The sequence below is a fragment of the uncultured Chitinibacter sp. genome, assembly GCF_945957625.1.
Classification (GTDB): domain Bacteria; phylum Pseudomonadota; class Gammaproteobacteria; order Burkholderiales; family Chitinibacteraceae; genus Chitinibacter; species Chitinibacter tainanensis.
On sequence record NZ_CAMFLP010000005.1, the window covers coordinates 34,798 to 58,203 of the forward strand.

Below are 23,406 nucleotides of genomic sequence, written 5' to 3' on the forward strand. Positions count from 1 at the left end.
GATGGACATGGCCGTGGGGCAAATAATATCAGATAAAAATGTGCGGATTGTTAGAGGTTTGCATCAAACTGTTTTCTTCATCTCGCTAGTCCTTTTGTTTTTAGGGAATGCGCTATTTGATAAGAAAATGTTGCTTTTTTTCTTTTTGGCAAATGTTGGATTTCTGGTTTTTTATCGAGATCGCGACCTGTTCAAATCAAGTTTGAACTGGATTGGGTTGCTGGCTCTGATAACTTGGTGCGCTTCTAGTATCTTATGGTCTCAGTTTCCAGATAGTACTAGGATCGGTGCATTGGAACAGGCTGCTGTCCTATTGGCAGGATTGATCGGGGGGTACGCCGCACGCTACATTGATTGGGAGTTAGTGTTAAAAAACGCGCTGATTGCGGTTGTAGTTGTTAATTTGTTATATATGATTATCCGCCCTGGTGATGCATTGAGTGCTTATGGGGTTCGGTCTTTATATGGAACAAAGAACGGCTTTGGACTGGTTAATTGTTATGTTGTAATAATTTTGCTTTTTTCACAATCTCGACGCTGGATTGATCTTGTTTTTGCATTGATCGCAGCTTCTCTCTTAGTATTTACACAGTCAAAAACTGCAATTGCAATTACTGTTATTTTATCGTTTGTCCTGAGCCTGAAAACCTACTGGTTGGGTGTAGGGCGAGTCAATTTTGTTAAAGACTCCTATTTTATCTTTGTTTTTTTTAGTGTTGTTCTTGTCTTACTTAGTGTTATGTTGTTGTTGAATTATAGCAAGGAGTTGTTGGACTATTTGTTTCTCAATCTTGCAGAAGATGCTTTCACTGGGCGCGGGCGATTATGGATTGAAATGCTGAGAAGTGCAGAACATCGCCTTGACTTTGGCCTAGGGTATAACGCCGTTTGGGGGATGGGTGATTGGAATCAAGTATTGCAAACTAGTCTCGGACGGAATGATCCATTGTGGGCTGATAAGTTGGCGGCCTCTGATGGCGGTTATGTTGATGTTGTGGTTGCAATAGGTTTTTATGGTCTTGTTATTTTGATATTTGCATTGCTGCAAGTCTTTATGAATTCAATCCGCTCCAAAAGTATCAATGTTGCTTTTTTTGCTGTCATTATTTTAATTTTTCACAATTTAACGGAAACGACATTTTTGATGGGGTCAAATTTAAGCTGGTTCTTTTTTTTGATCGTGGCAGGTGTGGTCGCTGGTCGTGATGTTGTGCGAGAAAGAAATGAGCAAGAAACGTAATTTTAAAAGTCTGGTGTGGTTCTCAGTCGAAAATCTTACAACGATTGCTTTTGGATTGATCAGCGTTTTTTTTATTGCGCGTTTTTTTGGGCCGGACAATCTTGGTAAATTAAGTCTGGTGCAGTCAGCATCGGGGTTGTTGATGTTTTTGGCCACATTAGGCCTTGATCATTTTATTGTGCGTGATTTAGCAAGAGATCCAGATGATGGTGAATACATTGGCAGTGTGATGCTAATGCAGTTGTTGGGTTGGTTGCTCTATGTTTTTGGTATTGTTGGTGCATTGTTTACCATGGGCAGATTGGTGACTCCACAGATGATTTGGATAACCGCATTTGTTTTGCTAACCACACTGTTTACTCGGGCTACACTAGGTCGACTTTATTTTCAGGCGGTAAATATCCCGAAGGCCATCGCGGCCTCAGCAATTGTCTCTCGTTTGGTGGCGATTGCTTATATCATTTTTGCAATCAATTTTGATTTGGCTTATGAGTGGGCCATTTTTTATCTGCCACTCCAAGCAATAATTCAGTGTGGTATGTTGTTTATTCAATATCAGCAGCATGCTACGACGGGATGGCGCAGCTGGCGAGTGAATACGAAACGATCATATTCAATATTAAAAGAAGCTGCGCCCGCGCTTCTTGCCGCAGCTATTTTCCCTATTTTTATGCAATCTGATGTGCTGATTATTTCCCATTTACTCTCAGACCATGCTGCGGGTATCTATTCGGCTGCTTCACGTTTGATTATCCAGTTTAATTTTGTTGGGCCGATCATCACGATGGCTTTTTATGTTGCGCTAAGTAATCGTTTGCATGATGAGATTGAGTTTAAAAAAATGGTCTCAGGGCTGGTTTGTATTTTTTTTATCCTAGCGTTTCCTGTGGCCTTGGTTACATCGATCTTTGCCGATGAAATAGTACATTTACTTTATGGGCACAAATTTCAGGAAACAGGCCCCGTACTCAGAGTACTTGCTTGGGTATGGCTTTTTGTGATACCCGCAGCGCTATACTCTCGACTTCTTATCTTACGGGGTCAGGTTCGTTATGAGCTGATCAAGTCAATTGCAGTGGCTGCGATCAGTGTATCTCTTAATTTTGCGCTTATCCCACATATTGGTGTAATAGCAGCAGCGTATGCTTCAGTAATTTCTTATGCAATTGCTGATTTCTTAATTTATGGCATTTTTAGAGAGACACGTGATGTGTTCGCAGTGGCCGTAAAATCCGTGGCGGACATGATTTTTCGCCCACGTCTGGCATATCAGTCGATTATGTATGTGCTTAATTCAAAGTGAAACTGGGATGAAGCTTTCTATTGTTGTTCCTGTTTATAATGTTGCGAATTACATTGTCGAATGTGTTAATTCGTTGTTGCATGAAAAGCCGCGCGATGCAGAAATCATTTTGGTGAATGATGGCAGTCCAGATCAAAGTGAGTCAGTTATTTTTACGCATTATGCGCAGCAACTGCACAGTGGCGATTTGGTGTACATCAAGCAGCAAAATCAAGGTGTAAGTGCCGCGAGGAATGTCGGGATCGCTGCAGCAAAAGGGCAATATATTACATTTGTAGATGGTGATGATTATATATTGCCTGGTTATTATGCGGCTATCTATCCTGTGATGAATGAAGCAGCTCCAGATATTATTGAGTTTGGCTGGAAAACGTTCAAGCAGGGTGATGTAGTCGCAGAGCAGCCTGAGCAATATGTTCACAGCCATTTTGGCCCAATTCCAATAGAGTTCGTTCGTAATGAGATCTTCGCCGCGTCTATTTGGTATCCTGTGATACGCATTTATCGACGTGAATTGTTGCCGCAGCCTTGTTTTCCAGTGGGTGTTCGGTTTTGTGAAGATTTGATGGTATTGCATCATGTTTATAATGCAGCGAAGCGAATTTTTCAGGTCAGGCAAGCTTTTTATGCGTATCGAATCAATGCTAATGGGGCAACACTGAATATTCAACCGGTTTATCGGGAGGCATTGATTCAGTTCTATCAGTCAATCCTTGGACAGAAAGAGCATCATTATGATTTGCTCAAGATTTCACTTTTTTATATGATTTTTCGATGCTCGGTAGCGTTGAAAATGCCTGTTGATTTGCCTGCTGATGTGAATAGAGATCTTTGGCGTTTGCGTAGCCACTTTTATCGTTATCTGGCGGTTGGGCAGCGCCGGATTCGCATTTTACTTATGCCTAAACTGAGTGCCTACCTGCAGAAATAGTATGAGTTCATTAAAAGAAATAATACGGGCTGATTTTTATCGATATACGAATAGTTTAGGCTTTATGAGTTTTTTGCGTACTTACGTAAAAGATCGTGGCTTTCGCTATGTATTTTGGTTTCGCTGTGCCCAGGCCGCTACACCTGTCCTCTCGACCTTAGCGAAGTATAAGTTGTTCAGAATGAAGGGTAAGTATGGGTTGGATATCTCGTGGAAAACCCAAATTGGCCCTGGGTTATATTTAGGACACGGTCAGAGCATTGTTATCAGTCATAAAGCGAAAATAGGCAAAAACTTTAATATCTCACAGTTTTGTTCAATTGGCACCAATGAGGGACAAGCCGCTACCATCGGCGATAATGTTTATGTCGGTCCCAATGTTTGCATCGTCGAGGCTGTTCAAATAGGCAATCGAGTCACGATTGGTGCAGGCTCTGTAGTGGTCAAAGACATTCCCTCCGATGCGACAGCTGTTGGAGTTCCAGCTCGTGTTGTTCATTTTAATCGTCCTGCTCGATATATAAAAACCTAACAGGGTATTGCTTTGAAAATTTTTTTTAGAATTTCGCGTTTAGGGTTTGGTGGAGCTGAGCGCGTCTTTTTCTCAATTGCCGAGTATTTGTCGTCAAGTCATGGCTATGAAGTGATCTTTGTTGCGGATACTTTAGATGGAGAAGGTGTCGCTATTGCTGCTGAAAAGGGTTTTTTGGTTCGAGCCTTAGATGTTATGCGCACGTCAAAATCTATTTTTGCTTTTAAAAGGCTATTAGAGTACGAGCGACCGGATCTTGTTCTTACGGCATATCCAGATACCAATGGCGCTGCTATTCTTTCTCGCTTTATTTCAAGTTATAAATGCCCGATCATTGTTACAGAACATGCCTCTATAAAACAACATTGGGCGATATATCCACGCCATTGGCAATTGCGTGTCAAATTAATCGTAAAGTATTTATATCGCCATGCTAGTGCCGTAGTCTGTGTATCTAATGGCTTGAAAAAAGAAGTGCGAGATTTGATGGGCAGTTCAGATCAAGTTCTTACGATTTATAACCCGGTTCGTTTTTCGTCGACTGTATCAGTTGCTAGGGCTGAGCATGCAAATACCGATGTCAAAACCATCTTAGCAGTTGGTCGTCTTTCGAAGCCTAAAGATTACCCAACGCTGTTGAAAGCTTTTGCATTGTTAGAGAATAAAAATACTTGCTTAAAAATTGTTGGGGGGGTATATGATCAGGCTGTCTGGAGTGAGCTTAATAGTTTAATTTCTGATTTGGGCATTGCCTCCCGCATTGACTTTGTTGGTTACTCAGATCATCCTGATCTGTTTTATCAAAGCGCAGATCTATTTGTCCTTTCATCAGCTTGGGAAGGTTTTGGCAACGTCATTGTTGAAGCTTTAGCTTTTGGTGTACCAGTGGTGAGCACCGATTGTCCATCGGGACCGTCAGAAATACTATGTGGCGGAAAATTTGGTGAGTTGGTTCCTGTTGGTGATTCGATCGAATTAGCGAATAGAATGGATAGAATTCTTTCGGGCGCCATAAAATATAATTCCGATGATTTACGTCGACGTGCTCAAGATTTTTCTGAAAAGAATATTGGTCAGCAGTATTATAATTTAATTCGTGAGGTTTTAAGTGGGTGATCTGCTAGATGAGATTAGAGGTAATAAAGGCATTAAGATTAAAATACTGATTTTGCTGTTTCGTCTGTCTGGTCTTTCCAAGTTTGGTGGGGTGTTTTATTTTTTCTACCTTTTTGTTCCCTTGTATAGGTTTTATTCGGAAATCATAATCGGTTTAGACTTGTCTTATCGTACTTCGATTGGTTTTGGGCTCAAAATTTATCATGGATACGGAATAGTTGTTCATCCTGATTGTGTAATTGGCCGAAATTGTACAATTAGACAGGGTGTCACATTGGGCAATAAAATTACTCATTGTGGTGTAGCTAGTTCAGCGCCTGTTTTGGGTGACCATGTAGAGCTTGGTGCTAATTGTATTGTGATCGGGCCTGTTTCGATTGGGGATAATGTTGTAATTGGTGCTGGTGCAGTTGTTACAAAGTCAATATCTGAAAATACAGTTGTCGTTGGGTTTGGCTTCAGAGAGTTGGAGAAGGCTATATAATGTTCGTTATACATGTTGGAACACGGGCTAATGGTGGAATACGCTCTGTAATTGAAGGTTATTTTAACGATGGACTATATCCTGACGGTCAGGCGTCGTATATTGCAACTCATGGCACGGGTTCTAAAGTCTCCGATCTATTTCTTTTTATTGCGGCCTGTTTCAATCTCTGCTGGTTATTTGTAGCAAAATCCGATGTGATTGTCCATGCCCACATGTCCATGAATGGGAGCTTTTGGCGGAAGCTCTTGATCTGTCTGCTTACTAAGATTTTTTTTGCAAAGTTTGTACTGCATTTACATGGATCAGAATTTAAGGTTTTCTTTACAAGGTCTTCATCTTTTACTAAATATCTGGTGATTTCTCTTTTTAGAAAATCAAATGCAGTCATTGTTCTTTCAGAAAATTGGGCGGATTACATTCGAGATTCAATGGGTGTTACGCCTGTGGTTGTTAATAACTACGTGGATGTACGACGGCAGTTGTTAAATAGAAAACCTGGGCACATTTTGTTTTTGGGTGCTTTCATCAAGCGTAAAGGTATATATGACCTACTCGAAGCCGTAAAAATATTATCTCGGGAAACTAGCTTTCATTTGCATCTTTGTGGTGGTGGCGAAGATGAAAAAGTACAGTCCCTTATCAAGGAGATGCAACTTGAATCTCTCGTGACAATTCATGGTTGGGTCGGGCCTGAGAAGAAAAGCATCTTACTCGCAGAGTGTTCAGCGTTAGTTTTACCCTCATACAACGAGGGTTTGCCTATGGTCATTATTGAAGCTTTAGGTTCCGAAATAGCATTAATTACAACCCCAGTTGGGGGTATTCCCGATGTGATAAAGGATGGTCAGAATGGCCTGCTAGTTAAGCCCGGTGACATCGATGCATTGAGTGAAGCTTTATATCGTGTTTTGACCGATAGCAAGCTATCCGCCAAGTTGGCTCAGGAAGGTTGTGCCTTGTATTCTAATTTTTTTACATCTGGTGTTGTTTTTCCTAAGATTAGGAAAATATATTCCGATTTAATTGGGTGTTAATTATTTTTTTTTTAAAATATTCTAATTGGGTTTCTTGTATGGAAAACAAAAAAATATTGGCTGTCGCTTCTGGTGGAGGGCATTGGGTACAGTTGCTGCGACTGCAGCCTGCTTTTGCCGGCTGTGATGTTCAGTATCTATCTACAAACTCTGGTTATGCTGCCGAAGTTAAATCAAAGCTTCATGTTGTCACTGACGCAAATCTATGGAATAAGCTTAAGTTGTTTTTTATGTTTTTACAGGTTTTAGTTGTAATTCTGAAAGTGAGACCAGATGTCGTAGTGACAACAGGGGCTGCCCCAGGTTTTGCTGCGATATTATTTGGCCGCCTTCTTGGGGCGAAAACTATTTGGATCGATAGTATTGCTAATTCAGAAGTACTTTCCAGCTCGGGAATGCATGCCGGCAAATTTGCCCATGCTTGGTTAACCCAGTGGGAGCATTTAGCAACACCTAATGGCCCATACTACTGGGGGAGTGTGTTGTGATTTATGTTACTGTCGGTACACAATTACCATTTGATCGACTTGTTTCTGTGATTAATGAATGGGCAGCAAAAAATACGAAGACTCGCATTGTTGCTCAGGTTGGTCCAACTACATCTGAATTTGAAAGTTTGGAATGTTTAAATTTTGTATCTCCTAGCCAGTCAAATACTTATTTTAAAGATGCAGATTTGATTGTTGCGCACGCTGGTATGGGGTCGGTTCTTACTGCCTTAAAATATCGTAAACCCATTATTATCTTCCCGCGTAAAGCGAGTTTAGGAGAGCACCGCAATGAGCATCAACTGGCAACAGCACGATGGTTAGAGGGGAAAGTGTCTGTTTATGTAGCATGGGATGAGCCTACCTTGCTGTCTATGCTTGATCGTGGTGTTGTTGCAACCTCAGAATTGTTAGTTTCAGATTATGCAAATGAAGAACTAATCAGAAACTTGTCAAAATTTATTAACGGTTAATGTACGAATTTTATCTTAAATCGCACTGGGATTTGACTTATGAAAATTGTCGTGGCAGGTACTGGTTATGTCGGTTTGTCTAATGCTATTTTGTTGGCGCAAAATAATCAGGTTGTTGCATTGGATATCGATTCCGAAAAAGTCAGGCTGATAAATGAAAAGCTAAGTCCAATTGCTGACTCAGAGATTGAATATTATCTCAGGAATAAAAATTTGGATTTGCATGCGACGTTAGATAAGGATGGTGCATATGAAAATGCCGAATTTGTAATTGTTGCGACGCCTACAAATTATGATCCTGTAACAAATTACTTTAATACCAGCTCTGTTGAATCTGTGATCGCAGATGCACTTAAACTTGCACCTTTAGCGACTATTGTCATTAAATCAACTGTACCTGTAGGGTTTACTGATCGTATGCGCGATTCTTTTGGAGTCGCGAATATATTCTTTTCACCTGAGTTTTTGAGGGAGGGGAAAGCTCTTTATGACAACCTTCATCCGTCGCGCATTGTAGTTGGATCTCATTCTGAAGCAGCTGTTCGTTTTGCTTCTCTTCTGCAGGCTGGGGCAATAAAACGTTATATTCCTGTTCTTCACACTGGCTCAACAGAGGCAGAAGCAATTAAGCTTTTTGCTAATACCTACTTGGCTATGCGGGTTGCCTATTTTAATGAGCTCGATAGTTATGCAATTAGCCATGGTTTAGATTCTATGCAAATTATCGAGGGTGTTGGCTTGGATCCTCGTATTGGTAATCATTATAATAATCCTTCTTTTGGTTATGGTGGATATTGCTTGCCTAAAGATACTAAGCAATTGCTGGCCAATTACCAAGAGGTGCCAAATAACATTATTCGAGCTATTGTTGACTCCAATACAACTCGTAAGGATTTTATTGCTAACGAGATTATTAAGCGAGCTCCAAAAGTTGTGGGGATTTATCGCTTGGTGATGAAAGCAGGCTCTGATAATTTTAGGTCTTCGGCAATTCAGGGGATTATGAAAAGAATTAAGGCTAAGGGTATTGAGGTGGTGGTGTATGAGCCGACCTTGGGGCAAGATTTGTTCTTTAACTCTAAGGTTTATTCTGATTTGGCGGCGTTCAAAGCTTGTTCGGATGTAATAATTACAAACCGTATCTCTGATGAACTGGCTGATGTAAATACGAAGGTATTTACACGTGATTTGTACGGTCGGGATTGATTTTATAGTAAAGGCAGCCCTTTTAGAGGGCTGCTTCACTCTGTTTATTTAATGATTTTTCCATATTTTTCTGTTTTAATTCCTGTTCGGATAATCTTTGCAGGGTTGCCCGCTACAATACAATTGTCAGGTACATTTGAAACAACAACTGACCCTGCCCCGATGATGCATTGATTACCAATTTTTACGCCTGGCATGATGATTGCATGTGCGCCTATGAAGCATGACTCACCAATGAAGGTGGATGCATGGAATCTTCTGCACATGTCATGAGTTAGGACTACCGAGCCAAAGGCAAGATATGTGTATTTGCCGATATTCACTCCTCTGGGATTTGTCTTATCTAGCTTAGTGCTCATTGAGAACTTTGCGGTGGGATGTATATTCATGCCGTAGCGTGCTCTGTAAAAATAGCAGCGGCTAGATAAAATTGTGTCTCTAAATTTGAGATATATTTTTTTAATAGGGCCGTATTTAGGTTCGATACGCTCACTCATTTCTTTGTCTCATTGTGTACGAAAGTACTGATCCTAACATCGTATTCGCTACGGAGCAATCGTTTCGCTGAGCTTCCCAAACAAGTATCCATTATTCAAAAGCCATTCAATTATTTGTTTGAAATTATTGAATCGGTCATCTGTCCATTCGTTTGGGTGGCCTTGCAATGCCACATACTCTATATTTTTTGATTTTGCTATGAAGTTAGCTTTAAATTGTTCAAAGCTTGGGTTAAGGGTAGGGTACTCCATTTCAATATTCCGGCTAACTATTGTTTTCGAAGTGCTTGTGCCTGTGGTCGGTTTAAAAAACCATACATACTTAATCTCAGGAAATAACTGCAAAGCCTGAAATGTATTGTTGTCTGTTCCGCTGTAGTGGGGGCCAAAACTGTTAAATTTAAAACCTAACTTTGATTGTGCTAAATTTTGTGACAAAGTCAGGATACGAATTTGCTCTGCTAGCGTCGTTCCCGAAAAGGCATTATTTGCAAGCCCTTCTGGTGATATGTAGTTTATGTTGTGACCATGATTCCAAAATTCGATAAGGCCATCTTGTTTTGTTTTCTTTATCCAGTTGAAATAGTTTTGGTGCGTGTCGTTGTCCAAGGATTCGGTCAGAATACCGATATTGGCTTTGATTTTGAATTGGTAAATTAAATCGATTACTCTTTGCCAGTTGGCGCTAATGGTATATGTAGGTCGATCTTTGTGGGCGTACATCAGGTCATCAAGTTTTAGGAGAATGATCGGTTTTCCTGTTCCACTTTGATTGCTCAGATTATTTGTTCCTTGTCCCAGCGTGCTTGGGCGCAAAATGCTTACATTTCTGAAGCTAATGCTGTTTGCTGTTCTTATGTCTGGGTTTCTATACTGTCCGATTTTTAAATAGTGGAAGTATGGCGTGTTCATGTTAGCGCCATAGAGGCGAACGTTAGCAATTTTTCCACTTTGCTTCGAAATTTCAAACGTGCTGATGCCTGTTGATTTTGTACTCCATGCGATTGCCGAGCGTACTGTGATCCATTCGTCGAGAGGTATATTTACTCTTTCAATTTTTCCTGTTGTTACATTGCGGAATGCCAGTACAGGTTTTTCCGCCTGTTTCTCAATTTGAATAAAGATGGGGGGGGACTTTCCTGGGAAGTTTGACCATGTTTCACCTATTTTCGGATTCGGTTGATCATGCCACTGAGCAATAGCCCACCATCGATTAAGGCTGTCAAATGAAAAGTCCTTAGGGATTTTTACATCAAATTGATAATTAACGACTTCGCCTTCTAGGTATGGGTAGTTGATTGCAAGTTCAGATCTGATCCCACCATTTACTTTGGGGTCTGCGCCGCTCAGTTTAAAATCAACCTGATCATTGTTAATGGCAATACTTGTTTCGTTCGCCACTTCCAGTGTAATTGGAATGTTGGGCAGGCTGATTGATAGCGCATTTTTTACATCGTTTACCGATGGTGGGGCGGCCATGCAGAGTGCCGAAGTCATAACCAACATTGCAATGCGAGCTAAGTTTTTCATTTTAAAATCCTCTATTCTTTGATGCTGCCACCGGATAATATTTCTAGATTGTGTACGGCTGATGTCGTCTCAAGCGCATCTACTGAGATGAACACAATCAGTCCTGCTTTTGGAGCGGTGATAAAATTTGAACCAATTTGCAATTCGGTGCTGTTTTCAATTCCCGTGTTGAATTCGTTTTCATCCACAATTGCGATTTGTCCTCTTGATGCCGTGGCCGCGTTTGCTATGTGGTATGCCATGATAATTGGCTCGCCAGCATTGACCCAATAGCCTGTTGAATATACTGCTGGTGTTTGTATTTTTTTTGTTATCGCGGGGTCAATTGTATCGTGCGATCCGAATTGAAATACCCGCAGGTTCGTGTTTGTTTGGCCTATACCGCTGTTATTCGGCGTTGGGCTTGGTGTTGCTCCTGCTTGGCTGGTAGGTGCTGGTGTTGGCTTAGTTGTGGTGATTGGAGTTGGGGCTGCTGATGTCGTCGGTGCTGGGGTTGAAGTGGCGTTTGCTGGCTTATCGGCCAAACGTTCCCAAGCTACGTAAGGTTGACCGGGTCTTTCCCCTTTACTGATCCAGCGCGCAAACCATCTCGTATTATTGTAGAGAACGATCACATCTGCATCATATTGTGTGTTGGCATTCCACCAAGATAGAGATGTGTTGGTTAGCTGATCGATTCTGATCCAGCCACTTTGCTCTGTCCCTGGCCGTTTGGCTAGATTTTTGCTCAGCGCATACCACTGCGTATTGTTGTACAAAATTACTTTGCCAAGTGGATACTCGGTTGTACTGTTCCACCACGCTAGATCTTTGTTCTCTATCGCTGATGCTGTTTGCGGAGTTACGAAAATTGCAAGTACAAAGCTTGCAAAAAATAACAGTTTTTTAGTAAGGCTTAGCATTTTTCTGCCTTTCTTTTCTAGTAAATATAAGCAAATGCTAATACTGATTGCTGGTAGACTCAAGCCCGCCCATCGGATTAATTAGTGAGTGCTAATATTAAGATTGGGTAGGTTTCAAAGTGTACAGCGAGACTGTTTAGGTTTTATGTGTATAGCTAAACAACTTACGGCATAGATGCTTCGCTGTAATCTACACCATACGTTTATCGGCGGCCGCCGCCGCGGTTTGGCCATTGTGCAAAGCGCCAATCTTGGTAGCTTTTCGCTTCATTAAAACCGGAATAATCTTCGGTGAAATTTGCGGTTTTGAGTGGTTTGGCGGTGGATTTGCTCATTACCCCCAAAAAGCCACCACCGGGGGCGTTGATGTAGAGCCAGTCTTCGCCCGTAATGGGGTCTTTGTAGGCTTTGCGCAGATAGCGCTTGGGAAATTGCACGCGCGGGTCTTGCACCAGGTCTTGCAAGGTTTTGGGATAAGCGGTTTGTGGATTATCGCCAATATTATTTTCAGTATAGCGTTTGATGGCGATTTTGATTTCCAGACCCACACGCAGTAGCTCCGCCTCTTTAGCGCGCTGAATGCGGTTTTGCCAGGTTTCGCCCACTTTTGCCAGATAAACGCTCATGATGAGTACCATGGTCAGCGCCCACAGGTAGGCGTAGCCTTGTTGCCGGCTAGGTGAACGCTTGGCCATCATTACCAGCTGTTATAGCGTGAGCCGTCTTTGGCGGTGGCATCCGATCCGCTGCGGATGTCATATACACCGCCATTGCCCTCGGGGTTGATAATCACCCAGGTATCACGGCTGTTGGTAATCGGGTCGAGCGGAACTTCGCGCAGGTATTTGCGATCGACTAGTTCTTGCAGGGTGGCGGGATATCGGCCGGTGTCGGCAAAAAACTTATCAATCCCTTCGCGTACTGCGACTAGATTGTGTTTCAGTACCGTTTCTTGTGCGCGATCGGTTTGCTGGAAGTAGCGAGGCACAACTAGGGTCAGCAGACTGGCCATAATCGCCAGTACCACCAAGAGTTCAATCAGGGTAAAGCCCAGACGGCGGGGATTACCAGTCACGGTAGGGAACACCATTCAATCCTACGTTGCTTGAGAGGGAGTACACATCATACACGTCGCGCCCTTCGGCCGGCGCGTCGGGTGGGCTGGCATAGCTACGGAGCCCCCAGGTTTGCGCATTATTCTTGCTTGGGCAATCGCAGAATGGATCGCGAGGCATGCGGCGCAGGAAATAGATCTTACGCCCACCCGGGTCTTTCAGGTCTTTGACGCCATCTACCAGTACATCCAGAGTAGGCGGGTAGCCGCTGTCTTCCAGAGATTTATTGACCTTGCCGGCTTCGACTGCGAGTTTGTACTGATCGATTGCATCGCGGATTTGCGTTAAAGAGCGGCGTAATTCGTCTTCGCGATTACGCGTAGCCGCGACTTGCGACAGCGGCAAAGCCACTGTCGCCAGCACGGCCAGGATGGTCAAGGTGACCATCAGCTCGATCAGCGTAAACCCGGACTGACGCATTAGCGACCCCGCATCCCCGCGCCACGGCTCACCTGACCCTGCGGTTGTTCCGCTTGGGGCTGTGGGGGCTGCTGTGGTTGCGGCGCCGGCTGCGGCTCAGGGGCCGGAGCTGGTGCGGGTGGTACATACGGCAGCGCGCCGCCTTGCGAGTTGATGCTGAAGGTGGACGATGGCCGCAGGCGCAGTGGGTCGGTGCTGATCGCGCCTTCGGTGCCGCTATCAAAGCTAGTGATATGCGACGATGGCAGCGGCAATGAGCGCACCACGCGTGGCGTAATCATCAGGATAATCTCGGTCTTGTTCGCTTCGGATTTTTTAGTGCCAAAGATGCGATCCAGAACCGGGATCGTGCTAATAAACGGCAAGCCTTGGCCGGTATCGGTTTCGCTACGGCTCAGCAAGCCTGCCAGCACCTGAGTTTCGCCATCACGGGCCGTCATATTGGTTTCGGCGCGGCGGGTACCAATCTGGTAAACCACCAGGCCCGATTTGGTGGTGATCTGGCGTGCGATATTCGAAACCTCGAGGTTCACCTTCACGCTGATCTCGTTGTCGACCGTCATGACTGGCTCAACATTCAAGGTCAGGCCCACGTCTTGGTAGTTTACCGATTCGGTGCTCACGCCATTCGAGGTCGTGGTGGTTACCACTGGTACGCGATCCCCGATCAGCACTTTGGCTTTTTCACGGTTTTTCACCCGGATTTTCGGGTTGGCTAGTACATTGGTATTGCCGCGCTGCTGCAAGAAATTGGCGGTGATCGTTGGGCTACCCAGATTGATCAGCACATCGGATTTATTGATGTTTTTAATCTGATCCAGAGTTACCTGGCCTGCCACTTTAGTCGGCGTTGTGGTGGTCTTCGTGCCATCCGTATTGGTGGTGGTCACGGGTACTGCCCCGATCGTGTTGCCATATACGGTGCCGGTGACACTACCCGGGTAGAGTATACCCAGATCAAGCACGTCACTATTCGAGACTTCGAGGATCTCCACATCCATCAGCACTTCAGATTGGGGAATATCCTGAGCGGCAATCAGGCGCTCGGCCACGGCAATGGCATCGGGTGTATCGCGCATCACCAGCATCGAAAGCCGCTCGTCGATATACACGTCGCGGGTTTTCACCATCTGCTTGATCATGGCCAGCACTTGCTTCGGATCGGCGTTAGACAGATAGAAGGTGCGCATCACCATATCTTTGTAATCGCGATCTTTATCCGGGCGCTTTGGATAGATCAGAATGGTGTTGTCATTCAGAATTTTTTTATCCAGCTGATTGGTGGCCAGAATCAGATTGATAACGTCCTCCACTGTGGTATCGCGGGCATAGATCGTGGTTTTCAGATTAGGGGGAACGTCTTTATCAAAGATAAAGTTCACCTTGCCGATGCGCGACACAATATCAAACACGCTCATCATGCTCTGATCGCGAAACTGCAGCGAGATTGGGCTTTTCAGGGCTTGTGCTAGGCTGGGGCGCAGGCTGACTTCACGCGCTTTGCGGTTCTCAATATCGTTTTTAATCAGCTGTGCCTGCGTATTGCGCGGGTTATCCATCAGGATTTGCTGCACGATACCCAATACTTCATCCGGCCGGCTGTCTTTGTTTTCCCGTGCGTATTTCAGCATTGAATCATGCCGTACGCCCATCTCAATCAGCCGCACGCCTTCTTGCGCACGGAAATTGGTCGGATCCCACACCAGCACTTGCTGATAGCTGCTGATGGCCAGCGCACTATTGCCTTGCGCACGTGCCTGATCGGCCTGCACCAAGAGGTTATTCACAAACCGGCTCACGCTGCTTTGATAAGCCGCGCGCAATTTGATGTCATTGGGCGAGCTGGCAATCTGCTGCTTCAGGATTTTCAGCGCCGCTTCTGGATTGCCGGCATCTTGCTGGGTCTCTGCTTGATAACGGGCCATATCGGCGGCACAGCCGGCCAAGAAAGCCAGCGAAATCATTGAGGTCATTAACGCACGTTTCACGGCGTTCCTCCTGTCGGCAGCGATTGCTGCTGATTGAGTGGTAAATAAGTGAAGGTGATTGCATCGCGGCTCAGCCGATCAAGGCGGTACACGCCCAAGAAAGTCTCGCCCGGGCGAATGCGGCCCATGGTGTCACAGCTTGAGCACAACACCAGTGATTGGCCTTGTCCTTCCAGCACGTAATAATCGCTGCTCTTATCGTGCCAAGTGGCCGTGAGCTGCAAAGGAAATGGTGGTGCCACCGGTACCGGGGTTGGGGTCGGTTTCGGTGTGGGTGTTGGTTTTGGCGGTGGCGGCGCCCAATTCTGTTTCGGGAATAAATCCGACAGGCTGCTGGGCTCATGCGAACCTGGCGCCACGGCAGCCATGCTGGCTACTGAAGCGCCCGGTGCCACCGCTTTGGCTACGCTGCTGGCGACACTGGCGCGTTGCGCACGTGGTGCCGCCGTGTCGAGTTCTGGCGCTTCTTGTTGTGAATCCTGCCAGAAGGTATAAGCAGTCAGCGCTAAAGTGCCACCGAGAATAATCTGCATGGGACGGGAGAGCATTAACGCACCTCCGTCAGATAAGAGAGCTGCACCTGAATCGACAAGCGCTCCTCGCCAATGGTGCTGCGTTGCAAATTGGCGGCTTCCACACGTACGCCCGGAATCTGATGCAGGGCGGCCATAAAGCGACGGAACTGAATATAGCGCGCCGTAGCTGGAAACTGCATGCTATAGCGTTTCAATTTGCCATCCGCTTCAAGCTGTGATTTGTAATCCACCTGATCCATTACCACCTGATTGGCGCTGGCTACTTCATTCACGCGGCGCAAGAAAAAGGTGAAGGTATCTGCTTGATTCAGTTTCACCGTGGCTGCGGTAGCTTCACTGGCCATCGCCGAGCTGCGCAGCAGCTTGAATTTGCGTTCAAGCTCAGCTTCGCGTTTGGCTAGATCAGCCTGGTATGGCTTTAAATCTTGGGTATACAGCATCAGTGCAAAGCCCAATAGTGCAAACCCTGCCAAGCCAAGCACGCCGGCGTACTTGGGCAGCTGACGCAAATACCACATCAATTGGGCTTTTTTCATCGTGTGGCCCCCGTTACTTGTGAGGCGACATTCGAGGCTTTCAGCGCATCGGCTTTGGCATCTTTCCAGAAGAACTCGATGGAGGCCACCGCCGGTTTGAATGGATCACCCGATTTAATCGCATTGCGCGCCAGCGACACATTGCGCACGGCTGGGTGGGCATTTAAGCGATCTACCAGCAGTAGCACGTCGTTCAGGGTTTTTGCTTCTAGCTCGAGCTTGATGTCTTGCTCGACCGTGGCAATATCGATGCGGGTAAAGGCAATTTCGGGGCGCCAGACTTCTTCCAGAATGCCCATGCCGATTTCGTTTTGCACCAGCTGCGCTTGCGTTACTTTGGCCACTTTGCCAGAAACCGGTGAGGCTTTTTGCTCGGCGAGACGGCGTGCCTCCTGCTGGCGCAGGCGCAAGGCCACTTCATCTTCACGAATTTCGAGCTGGTTACGATTTTCTTTGGCGACATCCAGCTGGGTCATCACCCATAACACCGCGACAATACCGATGACGGTCAGTAGCAGCCCCAGCCAAGGTACGACCGACGGGTTACGATGAAAGTCGAGTTGCAGGCGTTTCATGCATGCACCTCGCCGGGAATAAATTGCGGATGTGCGGTGCCCAGCCATTCAAAATCAAAATCGGGGGCTTTTAAGCTCTGCAAAGACACATCACAAGAGGTGAGATAAACATGCTCAGGCAAAAACTGGCCCGACAAGACTGCCGCTTCGCGCAAAATCGCAGAGAGTGAGTTGCTTAGCTCGTCGGTATCGAGCTGAATAGGCATGGCAATCACGCCTTGCCAGGCTTTTTCCCGATAAAAACCGACAATCGCATGCGAGGTTTCGACCACCATCAGCGCATGTTCATTGCCTTTCAGTGCGCGGTGATGCTGGTTCACCGCGGTGGTGAATAACGGCTCGACCTCGGCGAGTTTGAGCTTGCTGGAACGGCACAGCTCGGCAATCGTCTGGTACAGGCCTTCTTCAATGGCTGCGGCAATCCGCGGCTGGCCAAATGAGCCGGCCGAAACGCGAATCCGCCAGCTATCGGTGCTCACACCGTATTGCTGCGAGAGCAGAATGCGGGCGTAATTTTCCCAATCAGCTTCGGTGGCAAGGGCATCTTGCCAGGGCAGGCAAGCATAACGCACCCAGGGTGAACCAAAGATCAGCTTGATCTGGTCTTGTCCCAAACTGCCGCGTGGCGTGTTGGTCAGCAAATCTTGCAGGCGGGACACCAGCACATCCGGCGAGGGGTCGATCGTGCCGCGCCGGCGGCTGAGCACTTCTTTGCTCAAGCTCAGGCTAGCCAGCCGCACCCGCTGTTTGCCAAAGCAGGCGTGATGATTAATCAACAAAGGTGACACGATTGATTTCCTGCAAAGTTGTTTCACCACGTGACACCGCATTGGCGGCGATTTGGCGCATCGAGACAAAGCCTTTGGCCAGGGCCAACCGTTTGAGCTCTACAGCCGGGGCATGGCTGGCGATGGCTTGCTTCATATCATCATCTAGCCGCAGCACTTCAGCGATGGCTTTTCGACCAAGGTAACCGGTATTGCGGCAGGCGGTGCAGCCTTTACCTTTGCGGAAAGTCCAGCCGCGAACTTGTTCGCGCGTGAGGCCCGAGTTATGCAGCAGTGCGTCATCCGGCTCGTCCGGCCCCACGCAGTGTGGGCAGACTTTACGGATCAGCCGCTGGGCCACTACGCCAATCAGCGCATCCACAAAGCTATTAGGCTCTACGCCCATATGAATAAAGCGGTCGATCACCGAAAAAGCATTATTCGCGTGCACCGACGTTAGTACCAAGTGACCGGTGAGGGCCGCTTGCACGGCGATATTGGCAGTTTCACCGTCACGAATCTCACCGACCAGGATTTTGTCCGGGTCATGGCGCAAGATGGAGCGCAGACCGCGGGCGAAAGTAAGGCCTTTTTTATCGTTGACCGGAATCTGCAATACGCCGGGCAGCTGATACTCCACCGGGTCTTCAATGGTGATGATTTTTTCTTCACCATTATTAATTTCCGACAGCGTGGCATACAGCGTGGTGGATTTACCCGAACCGGTCGGGCCGGTGACCAGCAGCAGGCCGTAGGGCTCGTGCGACAGACTGCGAATCGCCGCCATGGTTTGCGCTTCATGGCCCAAGGTATCGAGGCGTAGTTGCTTGAAAGAGTCGCCGCCACCTTGCTTATCCAAAATCCGCAGTACGGCATCTTCGCCGTGAATCGACGGCATGATCGAGACCCGGAAATCGATATCGCGATTATTGATCAGCGCTTTAAAACGGCCATCTTGTGGGATACGGTGTTCGGAAATATCCAGCTCGGCCAGTACCTTCAGGCGGGAAATAATCTGTTCGGCTTTATCCGCGCCATTGGTGCCGCCAGCATGCAATAGCACGCCGTCAATCCGGTATTTGATGGTCATCCCGCTCGGGGTGGTTTCCATGTGAATATCGGAGGCTTTGGCTTTGAGCGCGTCGTAGAGCGTGGAGTTAACCAGCTTGACCACGGGGTTGGCGTCTTGCGAGAGGGTGGAGAGAGAAATCTCGGTCACGCCCGCTTGCAAGGTTTCGCCACCTTCACCGCCGCCAAACTGCTCCATGGCGCGGTGCGAGGTTTCGTATTCGTTGAAATAATGCTGCAGGACTTCGTAGTGGGCGAAGGTGGTGCGATAGGCGACGGTAATCCGCTGCTGCGCCCAATTGCGCACCACTGGATTAAATGGGTCGGCCATCACCAGAATCGTGCCCAGTTGGGTGCTTTCAGCCAAGAAACACTGATGCGCCGCGGCATCGGTGAAGGAGAGCAGATCATACCGCGGCTTGAGCTGGTATAACTCCTCCTGGGTAATGGCTGGAACGCCAAGGTAGGCGCTGACTTCGGCGCAATACCCCTCGATATTCAGGCCAAGCGACTGCTGAATCAGCATCGGTAACGGCTGGCTGCCGCCGTTGCTGCGCAAATGCTGAATCAGATCCAGAGTCAGTTCGCTCATTGCATATTCCCGGCCAACTCAAAGATCGGCATATAGAGCAAAAATACAATCCCGCCGATCAAAACACCGATCAGCAACATCAAAATGGGTTCGAACAGGCGGGTGAACATCTCGATCGCCCGATCCAGTTCTTCATCGCAAAACTGCGCGGCCCGCTCGCACATGGTGGCCAGCTCACCACTTTGTTCGCCGACCCGCAGCAGGCGCTCGGCTACGGGGGTGGTTAAGCCGTATTTAGGCAAGGTGGCAGACACTTGCTGGCCGGATTTAATGTCCACCAACGCCTGTGAGAGCGCCAAACGCATTTGTACCGGCAGCAGTTGTGCGGCCAGATCCATCGCGGCCACAATAGATAAGCCGCCTGAGAGCAAGAGGCCTAGCGTGCGGTAAAACCGGGTCAGCGAAAACAAGCGGCGATAGCCGTCGAGTTTGGGCAGCTTCCAGAAGATTTCCTGCAGCATGGTTTGCGCGGCTTCCGTGCGCACCAGCAAATAACCGCCCACCAAGGTAGCGACAATGCTACCGAAGATAATCTGCCCATGCTGGTGAACCAGATCACCCCACCACAGCATCACTTGGGCTGCGAAGGGCAGGTTACGCATCGAGGCGTAAATCTGGCTGAATTTCGGAATCACATAAAACAGCAGGAACAGCATAATGCTGCCGCCAATCCCGATCACTACCAGCGGATACACCAGCGAAGCGACAATTTTCTTTCTGACCGCCGCCAAGCGAGTTTCATAGTGGTGATAGCGTTTCAGCGCGTCGGCCAAATGGCCGGTTTTTTCGGCTGAGCCCACGGTCGCCACATACAGCGGCGGGAAAAGCTCCGGCATTTGGCTGAGGACTTTGGAGAGCGGGAAACCCTGGTAGAGCCCTTCGATCATGCGGGTTAGCACCGTGCGGTTCTGGTCTTGGCCGCTTTTTTCTTTCAGCGTTTCCATCGCCTCGACCAGGGTCAGCCCAGCTTCTAGCAGCGCGATCAGCTCTTGCGTGAAAAGCGAAACCTGGAATTCGTTCTTGCCAAACGAAAACCCAAATTTGCGTTCTGCTTCGAAACTGACCAGCTGCAGGCCTTTGGCGCTGAGCTGGGCGCGCAACTCATCCGTGTTGGCGGCATCCAGCTCTAGCTCCTGCATTACGCCGGCAGCGAGGGCTTTGACTTTGTAGTGCATGGCGCAGGCTTATTGCCAGTAGCTAACGTCGGCGTCTTCGCCGCTACCGCCGGCTTTGCCATCGAGGCCATAAGTCAGCAGATCATAGTCGTGGCCATTTTCGCCTGGCACTCGATAGATGTAGGGCTTATCCCATGGATCGTTCGGGACATCCTTCATCAGGTAGGGGCCGTTCCATTTGCTCTCGTCATTCGGCCGTTTAACCAGCGCATCCAGCCCTTGCTCATTGCTGGGGTAGCGGCCAGTGTCTAGGCGGTAATGATCCAGCGCATCAGCGATGGATTTCATCTGGCTGGCTGCAGTTTTGGTTTTGGCTTTGCCCACCTCACCAAACAGCTTCGGCCCGACGTAGCCGGCCAGCAGGGCAATAATCAGCAGTACGACCAGCAATTCCAGCAGGGTAAAGCCGGCGTGTGCTGAGCGTGAAATATCTTGCTTAGTCATGTTAACTCTCGTGTAGAAATCTTTTTGTCGAGACGTTAGTTTATTCCATCCTCTAGCTGACATGCTAACTGCCTTTTAACCGGTAAATCAAGGCTTTTTACTGCGTTGTGCGGGCTGAAAATCCAGTATTTTTGCGGGTTCTGTGATGTGCATCCTTTTTTGCTTATGGCTATGCTTTTCTTTCTTTTGGTGTTATTTATTGGTCAATCTGGCTTAAATTTAAATACGTTATACATAAAAAAACCCCCTCCAAGGGAGGGGGTTGCAACAAGCGCTAGAAATTACTTGTTGATGTGAGTCATTGCATCAACCAGTTCGCCAGTGGCCGTGTCGCCATCGGCTTCCCAGCTGAAGATACCGCCCATACCCATTGATTTCGCGTAATCAGCTTTCAGTTTGATATCGCGTGGGGTGTCATACGACCAGAAAGTTGAACCATCAAACTTGTAGGTTTGTTTGGTTACTGGGTGGATGTACTCAGTACCTGGCGCGTTCTTCAGTACTTTGTAGTCCTCGATCCCTTTCTCGTAAGTACCGGCTGCGCCGCCAGTGGCAGCTTGATACAGACCGTTATTGACGTTGGTCACGCCAGTCCAGCCGCGGCCGTAGAATGGTACGCCAATGTGCAGTTTCGCTGCTGGTACACCACGAGCGATCAGGTCTTTCACTGCTGCATCGGTGTAGTAGCTAGTGATCTTGCCAGTTTTCGGATCTTTGTAGCGTGGGCTAGCTGGATCTGCATACAGTGCTGACTGGAAGTCGGTTGGACCTTGAGCATCCCATGCGCCATTGAAGTCGTATGACATGATGTTGATCCAATCCAGATACTTGCTGTATTCGCCTGGAACGGTAGCGGCAATTTTCTCATCGCCAGCACCGATCGCTACGGTCAGCAGGTAGCGCTTGTTGTTTTGCGCACCGATTGCGTCCAGTTGGGCGCGGAATTCTTTCATCAGCAGCGTGTAGTTTTCTTTGTCGCTGGCAGATACGGTGTTGGTGCCGATACCTTGTACGCCTGGGTATTCCCAATCGATATCGATACCATCAAATACACCAGCACCTACGCCTGGGCCACCAGCGTTCGAGCCTGAATCAAATGGCAGGTTGCCTTTGATCCACACGTCGATACACGAAGAAACCAGTGTTTTACGCAGTGCATCGGTTGAAGCCGCTGCAGAGAACCATTTCGACCAAGTCCAGCCACCCAGAGAAATCAGTACTTTCAGGTTCGGGTTTTTGGCTTTCAGTTTTTTCAGCTGGTTCCAGTTGCCTTTCAGTGGGCCTGATACGCCGTTGCGTGGATCATCCCATGTTGGCCAACCGTAAGCGTCTGCTACGCCATCCACTGATTCATTCGCAGCGAAGCCTTTTTGGTACAGAGCCCAAGCATCGCCACCATCTTGGTTGCCGGTTTCAGCTTTGTTTACGTTGGCTTGACACTGGTAAGTGCCATCAGCTTGTTTGTAAACGTTACCGAATGAGTAGTTCAGGAAGGTCAGCTTGGCTGCTTGGCCGCTGTCTTGAACGTTTTTCAGGTAGAACTTACGGCCGTAGATTGACCACTCGGCAAAGTAAGTACCGATTTGTTTCGCACCAGTGCTTGGTGGTACGGTTGGCGTAACGGTCGGTGCTGGTGTTGCGGTAACCACTGGGGTTGCGGTTGGCGCTGCAGTGACTACTGGCGTTGCCGTTGGGGCTGCTGTCACAACTGGTGTTGCAGTTGGCGTAGCAGTTGGTTTTGGTGTTGCGGTAACCACTGGTGTCGCGGTTGGCGCAGCAGTCACAACTGGTGTGGCCGTTGGAGCCGCAGTTACCACTGGGGTGGCTGTTGGTGCTGCTGTGGCGGTACCGCCGCTGCACGCGCCCAGATCTTTCCAAGGTTTGCCTGAGCCGGTATTCAGATCTGGCTGATCACCGCTGGTCCACCACTGTGCTTGGTATGAACGACCGTTGTAGCTAACTTTCTGGCCGCCGGTGTAGGCGGTGCTGCTGCTCCAAGCAGCATCAACACAAGCACCTGGGGCCGTGCTTGGTGCAGTAGTTGGCGCCAAGGTTGGTGCATTAGTTGGGGCAGCAGTCGGTACTGAAGTTGGTGCGGTGGTTGGCGCTGCAGTGGCGCTACCGCTTACCAGTTCCCATGGGCCCCATTGCTCGGCGCCTGGTACGTTGTTTTGTGTCCACCATTTCGCTTTGTAATCTTTACCTTGGTAAGTAACGACTTCACCGCCGGTGTAGATGGTGGTGCTGTTCCAAGCTGGGGCAGCAAATGCAGCCGATGATGCGAAGGCTACTACCGCAGAAATTGCAGTCAAACGGAAGTTCATTCTGATTCCTCTCATCCTGTAAATTGGAGTGTCCTGACTCCGGGGCGCAGCTTAGCAAAATGCAACTGACTCCCAGTATCACGACGGTCACAACCAGTGGAGGTAGTCGCTATGTCGACGTTTTGCG

The 23,406-nt window shown here is 47.7% G+C and carries 25 protein-coding genes; 10 read left to right on the plus strand and 15 right to left on the minus strand.

Translation table 11 applies throughout. The features are described 5' to 3' along the window. Nucleotides 1-7 precede the first annotated feature (7 nt). The 10 genes from QV747_RS07945 to QV747_RS07990 are packed head-to-tail and all read left to right on the plus strand — an operon-like array spanning nt 8 to nt 8,810. The gene (locus QV747_RS07945; RefSeq protein WP_273432190.1) at nt 8-1,240 is read left to right on the plus strand and encodes a hypothetical protein; all 1,233 of its coding nucleotides are present in this window, start codon (nt 8-10) and stop codon (nt 1,238-1,240) included. After that, nucleotides 1,224-2,543: a flippase gene (locus QV747_RS07950; RefSeq protein ID WP_273432188.1), complete on the plus strand. Its 1,320-nt coding sequence runs from the start codon at nt 1,224-1,226 to the stop codon at nt 2,541-2,543. Before QV747_RS07945 ends, QV747_RS07950 begins: the two co-directional genes overlap by 17 nt. 7 nt (nt 2,544-2,550) lie before the next feature. Continuing rightward, nucleotides 2,551-3,474, plus strand: coding sequence for a glycosyltransferase (locus tag QV747_RS07955; RefSeq protein ID WP_273432186.1), 924 nt, complete (start codon nt 2,551-2,553; stop codon nt 3,472-3,474). A 1-nt stretch (nt 3,475) separates the two neighbouring features. Beyond that, the gene (locus QV747_RS07960; protein WP_273432184.1) at nt 3,476-4,006 is read left to right on the plus strand and encodes a serine acetyltransferase; all 531 of its coding nucleotides are present in this window, start codon (nt 3,476-3,478) and stop codon (nt 4,004-4,006) included. Nucleotides 4,007-4,018: 12 nt separating this feature from the next. Beyond that, entirely contained in the window at nt 4,019-5,122 is a 1,104-nt protein-coding gene (locus QV747_RS07965; protein ID WP_273432182.1) for a glycosyltransferase, read from the plus strand. Then, nucleotides 5,115-5,606, plus strand: coding sequence for a serine acetyltransferase (locus QV747_RS07970; RefSeq protein WP_273432180.1), 492 nt, complete (start codon nt 5,115-5,117; stop codon nt 5,604-5,606). Before QV747_RS07965 ends, QV747_RS07970 begins: the two co-directional genes overlap by 8 nt. Further along, entirely contained in the window at nt 5,606-6,643 is a 1,038-nt protein-coding gene (locus QV747_RS07975) for a glycosyltransferase family 4 protein (protein ID WP_273432178.1), read from the plus strand. The genes QV747_RS07970 and QV747_RS07975 overlap by 1 nt, the downstream gene beginning before the upstream one ends. Nucleotides 6,644-6,681: 38 nt before the next feature. Then, nucleotides 6,682-7,131, plus strand: a complete 450-nt coding sequence (locus QV747_RS07980; RefSeq protein ID WP_273432176.1) for a hypothetical protein — start codon at nt 6,682-6,684, stop codon at nt 7,129-7,131. Next, nucleotides 7,128-7,604 carry a glycosyltransferase gene (locus tag QV747_RS07985; RefSeq protein WP_273432174.1) on the plus strand — a complete coding sequence of 159 codons (477 nt, stop codon included), beginning with the start codon at nt 7,128-7,130 and terminating at the stop codon, nt 7,602-7,604. The genes QV747_RS07980 and QV747_RS07985 overlap by 4 nt, the downstream gene beginning before the upstream one ends. A gap of 39 nt (nt 7,605-7,643) precedes the next feature. After that, nucleotides 7,644-8,810 (plus strand): nucleotide sugar dehydrogenase, encoded by a 1,167-nt coding sequence (locus tag QV747_RS07990; RefSeq protein ID WP_273432171.1) that lies wholly within the window; start codon nt 7,644-7,646, stop codon nt 8,808-8,810. Nucleotides 8,811-8,854: 44 nt separating this feature from the next. Here the strand turns inward: QV747_RS07990 and QV747_RS07995 are convergent, their stop codons facing one another. The 15 genes from QV747_RS07995 to QV747_RS08065 form a co-directional block, all read right to left on the minus strand. After that, a complete protein-coding gene (locus tag QV747_RS07995; protein WP_273432169.1) occupies nt 8,855-9,307 on the minus strand; it encodes a DapH/DapD/GlmU-related protein in 453 nt (150 codons plus the stop codon). A 48-nt stretch (nt 9,308-9,355) separates the two neighbouring features. Beyond that, nucleotides 9,356-10,837, minus strand: coding sequence for a heparin lyase I family protein (locus tag QV747_RS08000; protein WP_273432167.1), 1,482 nt, complete (start codon nt 10,835-10,837; stop codon nt 9,356-9,358). Nucleotides 10,838-10,848: 11 nt separating this feature from the next. Continuing rightward, on the minus strand, nt 10,849-11,739 hold the full coding sequence (locus QV747_RS08005; RefSeq protein WP_273432165.1) for a hypothetical protein: 891 nt from the start codon (nt 11,737-11,739) through the stop codon (nt 10,849-10,851). A gap of 203 nt (nt 11,740-11,942) precedes the next feature. After that, the gene (locus QV747_RS08010) at nt 11,943-12,434 is read right to left on the minus strand and encodes a membrane protein (protein ID WP_028449249.1); all 492 of its coding nucleotides are present in this window, start codon (nt 12,432-12,434) and stop codon (nt 11,943-11,945) included. A gap of 2 nt (nt 12,435-12,436) precedes the next feature. Then, nucleotides 12,437-12,814 (minus strand): type II secretion system protein, encoded by a 378-nt coding sequence (locus QV747_RS08015; protein WP_273432163.1) that lies wholly within the window; start codon nt 12,812-12,814, stop codon nt 12,437-12,439. Continuing rightward, entirely contained in the window at nt 12,804-13,274 is a 471-nt protein-coding gene (locus QV747_RS08020; RefSeq protein WP_273432160.1) for a type II secretion system protein, read from the minus strand. Before QV747_RS08020 ends, QV747_RS08015 begins: the two co-directional genes overlap by 11 nt. Then, nucleotides 13,274-15,262, minus strand: coding sequence for a secretin N-terminal domain-containing protein (locus QV747_RS08025; RefSeq protein WP_273432159.1), 1,989 nt, complete (start codon nt 15,260-15,262; stop codon nt 13,274-13,276). Before QV747_RS08025 ends, QV747_RS08020 begins: the two co-directional genes overlap by 1 nt. Next, entirely contained in the window at nt 15,259-15,810 is a 552-nt protein-coding gene (locus tag QV747_RS08030; RefSeq protein ID WP_273432157.1) for a hypothetical protein, read from the minus strand. The genes QV747_RS08025 and QV747_RS08030 overlap by 4 nt, the downstream gene beginning before the upstream one ends. Further along, nucleotides 15,810-16,334, minus strand: coding sequence for a hypothetical protein (locus QV747_RS08035; RefSeq protein WP_273432155.1), 525 nt, complete (start codon nt 16,332-16,334; stop codon nt 15,810-15,812). The genes QV747_RS08030 and QV747_RS08035 overlap by 1 nt, the downstream gene beginning before the upstream one ends. Beyond that, on the minus strand, nt 16,331-16,909 hold the full coding sequence (locus tag QV747_RS08040; protein WP_028449253.1) for a hypothetical protein: 579 nt from the start codon (nt 16,907-16,909) through the stop codon (nt 16,331-16,333). Before QV747_RS08040 ends, QV747_RS08035 begins: the two co-directional genes overlap by 4 nt. Then, on the minus strand, nt 16,906-17,697 hold the full coding sequence (locus QV747_RS08045; RefSeq protein ID WP_156129011.1) for a hypothetical protein: 792 nt from the start codon (nt 17,695-17,697) through the stop codon (nt 16,906-16,908). Before QV747_RS08045 ends, QV747_RS08040 begins: the two co-directional genes overlap by 4 nt. Next, nucleotides 17,678-19,336 carry a GspE/PulE family protein gene (locus QV747_RS08050; protein ID WP_273432152.1) on the minus strand — a complete coding sequence of 553 codons (1,659 nt, stop codon included), beginning with the start codon at nt 19,334-19,336 and terminating at the stop codon, nt 17,678-17,680. Before QV747_RS08050 ends, QV747_RS08045 begins: the two co-directional genes overlap by 20 nt. Continuing rightward, nucleotides 19,333-20,511 carry a type II secretion system F family protein gene (locus tag QV747_RS08055; protein WP_028449256.1) on the minus strand — a complete coding sequence of 393 codons (1,179 nt, stop codon included), beginning with the start codon at nt 20,509-20,511 and terminating at the stop codon, nt 19,333-19,335. Before QV747_RS08055 ends, QV747_RS08050 begins: the two co-directional genes overlap by 4 nt. Nucleotides 20,512-20,520: 9 nt before the next feature. After that, the gene (gene gspG, locus QV747_RS08060) at nt 20,521-20,955 is read right to left on the minus strand and encodes a type II secretion system major pseudopilin GspG (RefSeq protein ID WP_052190673.1); all 435 of its coding nucleotides are present in this window, start codon (nt 20,953-20,955) and stop codon (nt 20,521-20,523) included. Nucleotides 20,956-21,236: 281 nt separating this feature from the next. Beyond that, nucleotides 21,237-23,279 carry a glycosyl hydrolase family 18 protein gene (locus tag QV747_RS08065; protein ID WP_273432149.1) on the minus strand — a complete coding sequence of 681 codons (2,043 nt, stop codon included), beginning with the start codon at nt 23,277-23,279 and terminating at the stop codon, nt 21,237-21,239. Nucleotides 23,280-23,406: the final 127 nt, after the last annotated feature.

Excerpts from the sequence above, each read along its gene's own strand:
- QV747_RS07945 (WP_273432190.1), top strand. The coding sequence starts at position 8 with ATGGCCGTGGGGCAAATAATATCAGATAAAAATGTGCGGATTGTTAGA.
- QV747_RS07950 (WP_273432188.1), top strand. The coding sequence starts at position 1,224 with ATGAGCAAGAAACGTAATTTTAAAAGTCTGGTGTGGTTCTCAGTCGAA.
- QV747_RS07955 (WP_273432186.1), top strand. The coding sequence starts at position 2,551 with ATGAAGCTTTCTATTGTTGTTCCTGTTTATAATGTTGCGAATTACATT.
- QV747_RS07960 (WP_273432184.1), top strand. The coding sequence starts at position 3,476 with ATGAGTTCATTAAAAGAAATAATACGGGCTGATTTTTATCGATATACG.
- QV747_RS07975 (WP_273432178.1), top strand. The coding sequence starts at position 5,606 with ATGTTCGTTATACATGTTGGAACACGGGCTAATGGTGGAATACGCTCT.
- QV747_RS07980 (WP_273432176.1), top strand. The coding sequence starts at position 6,682 with ATGGAAAACAAAAAAATATTGGCTGTCGCTTCTGGTGGAGGGCATTGG.
- QV747_RS07990 (WP_273432171.1), top strand. The coding sequence starts at position 7,644 with ATGAAAATTGTCGTGGCAGGTACTGGTTATGTCGGTTTGTCTAATGCT.
- QV747_RS07995 (WP_273432169.1), bottom strand. The coding sequence starts at position 9,307 with ATGAGTGAGCGTATCGAACCTAAATACGGCCCTATTAAAAAAATATAT.
- QV747_RS08000 (WP_273432167.1), bottom strand. The coding sequence starts at position 10,837 with ATGAAAAACTTAGCTCGCATTGCAATGTTGGTTATGACTTCGGCACTC.
- QV747_RS08005 (WP_273432165.1), bottom strand. The coding sequence starts at position 11,739 with ATGCTAAGCCTTACTAAAAAACTGTTATTTTTTGCAAGCTTTGTACTT.
- QV747_RS08010 (WP_028449249.1), bottom strand. The coding sequence starts at position 12,434 with ATGGCCAAGCGTTCACCTAGCCGGCAACAAGGCTACGCCTACCTGTGG.
- QV747_RS08020 (WP_273432160.1), bottom strand. The coding sequence starts at position 13,274 with ATGCGTCAGTCCGGGTTTACGCTGATCGAGCTGATGGTCACCTTGACC.
- QV747_RS08030 (WP_273432157.1), bottom strand. The coding sequence starts at position 15,810 with ATGCTCTCCCGTCCCATGCAGATTATTCTCGGTGGCACTTTAGCGCTG.
- QV747_RS08035 (WP_273432155.1), bottom strand. The coding sequence starts at position 16,334 with ATGAAAAAAGCCCAATTGATGTGGTATTTGCGTCAGCTGCCCAAGTAC.
- QV747_RS08040 (WP_028449253.1), bottom strand. The coding sequence starts at position 16,909 with ATGAAACGCCTGCAACTCGACTTTCATCGTAACCCGTCGGTCGTACCT.
- QV747_RS08050 (WP_273432152.1), bottom strand. The coding sequence starts at position 19,336 with ATGAGCGAACTGACTCTGGATCTGATTCAGCATTTGCGCAGCAACGGC.
- QV747_RS08055 (WP_028449256.1), bottom strand. The coding sequence starts at position 20,511 with ATGCACTACAAAGTCAAAGCCCTCGCTGCCGGCGTAATGCAGGAGCTA.
- gspG (WP_052190673.1), bottom strand. The coding sequence starts at position 20,955 with ATGACTAAGCAAGATATTTCACGCTCAGCACACGCCGGCTTTACCCTG.
- QV747_RS08065 (WP_273432149.1), bottom strand. The coding sequence starts at position 23,279 with ATGAACTTCCGTTTGACTGCAATTTCTGCGGTAGTAGCCTTCGCATCA.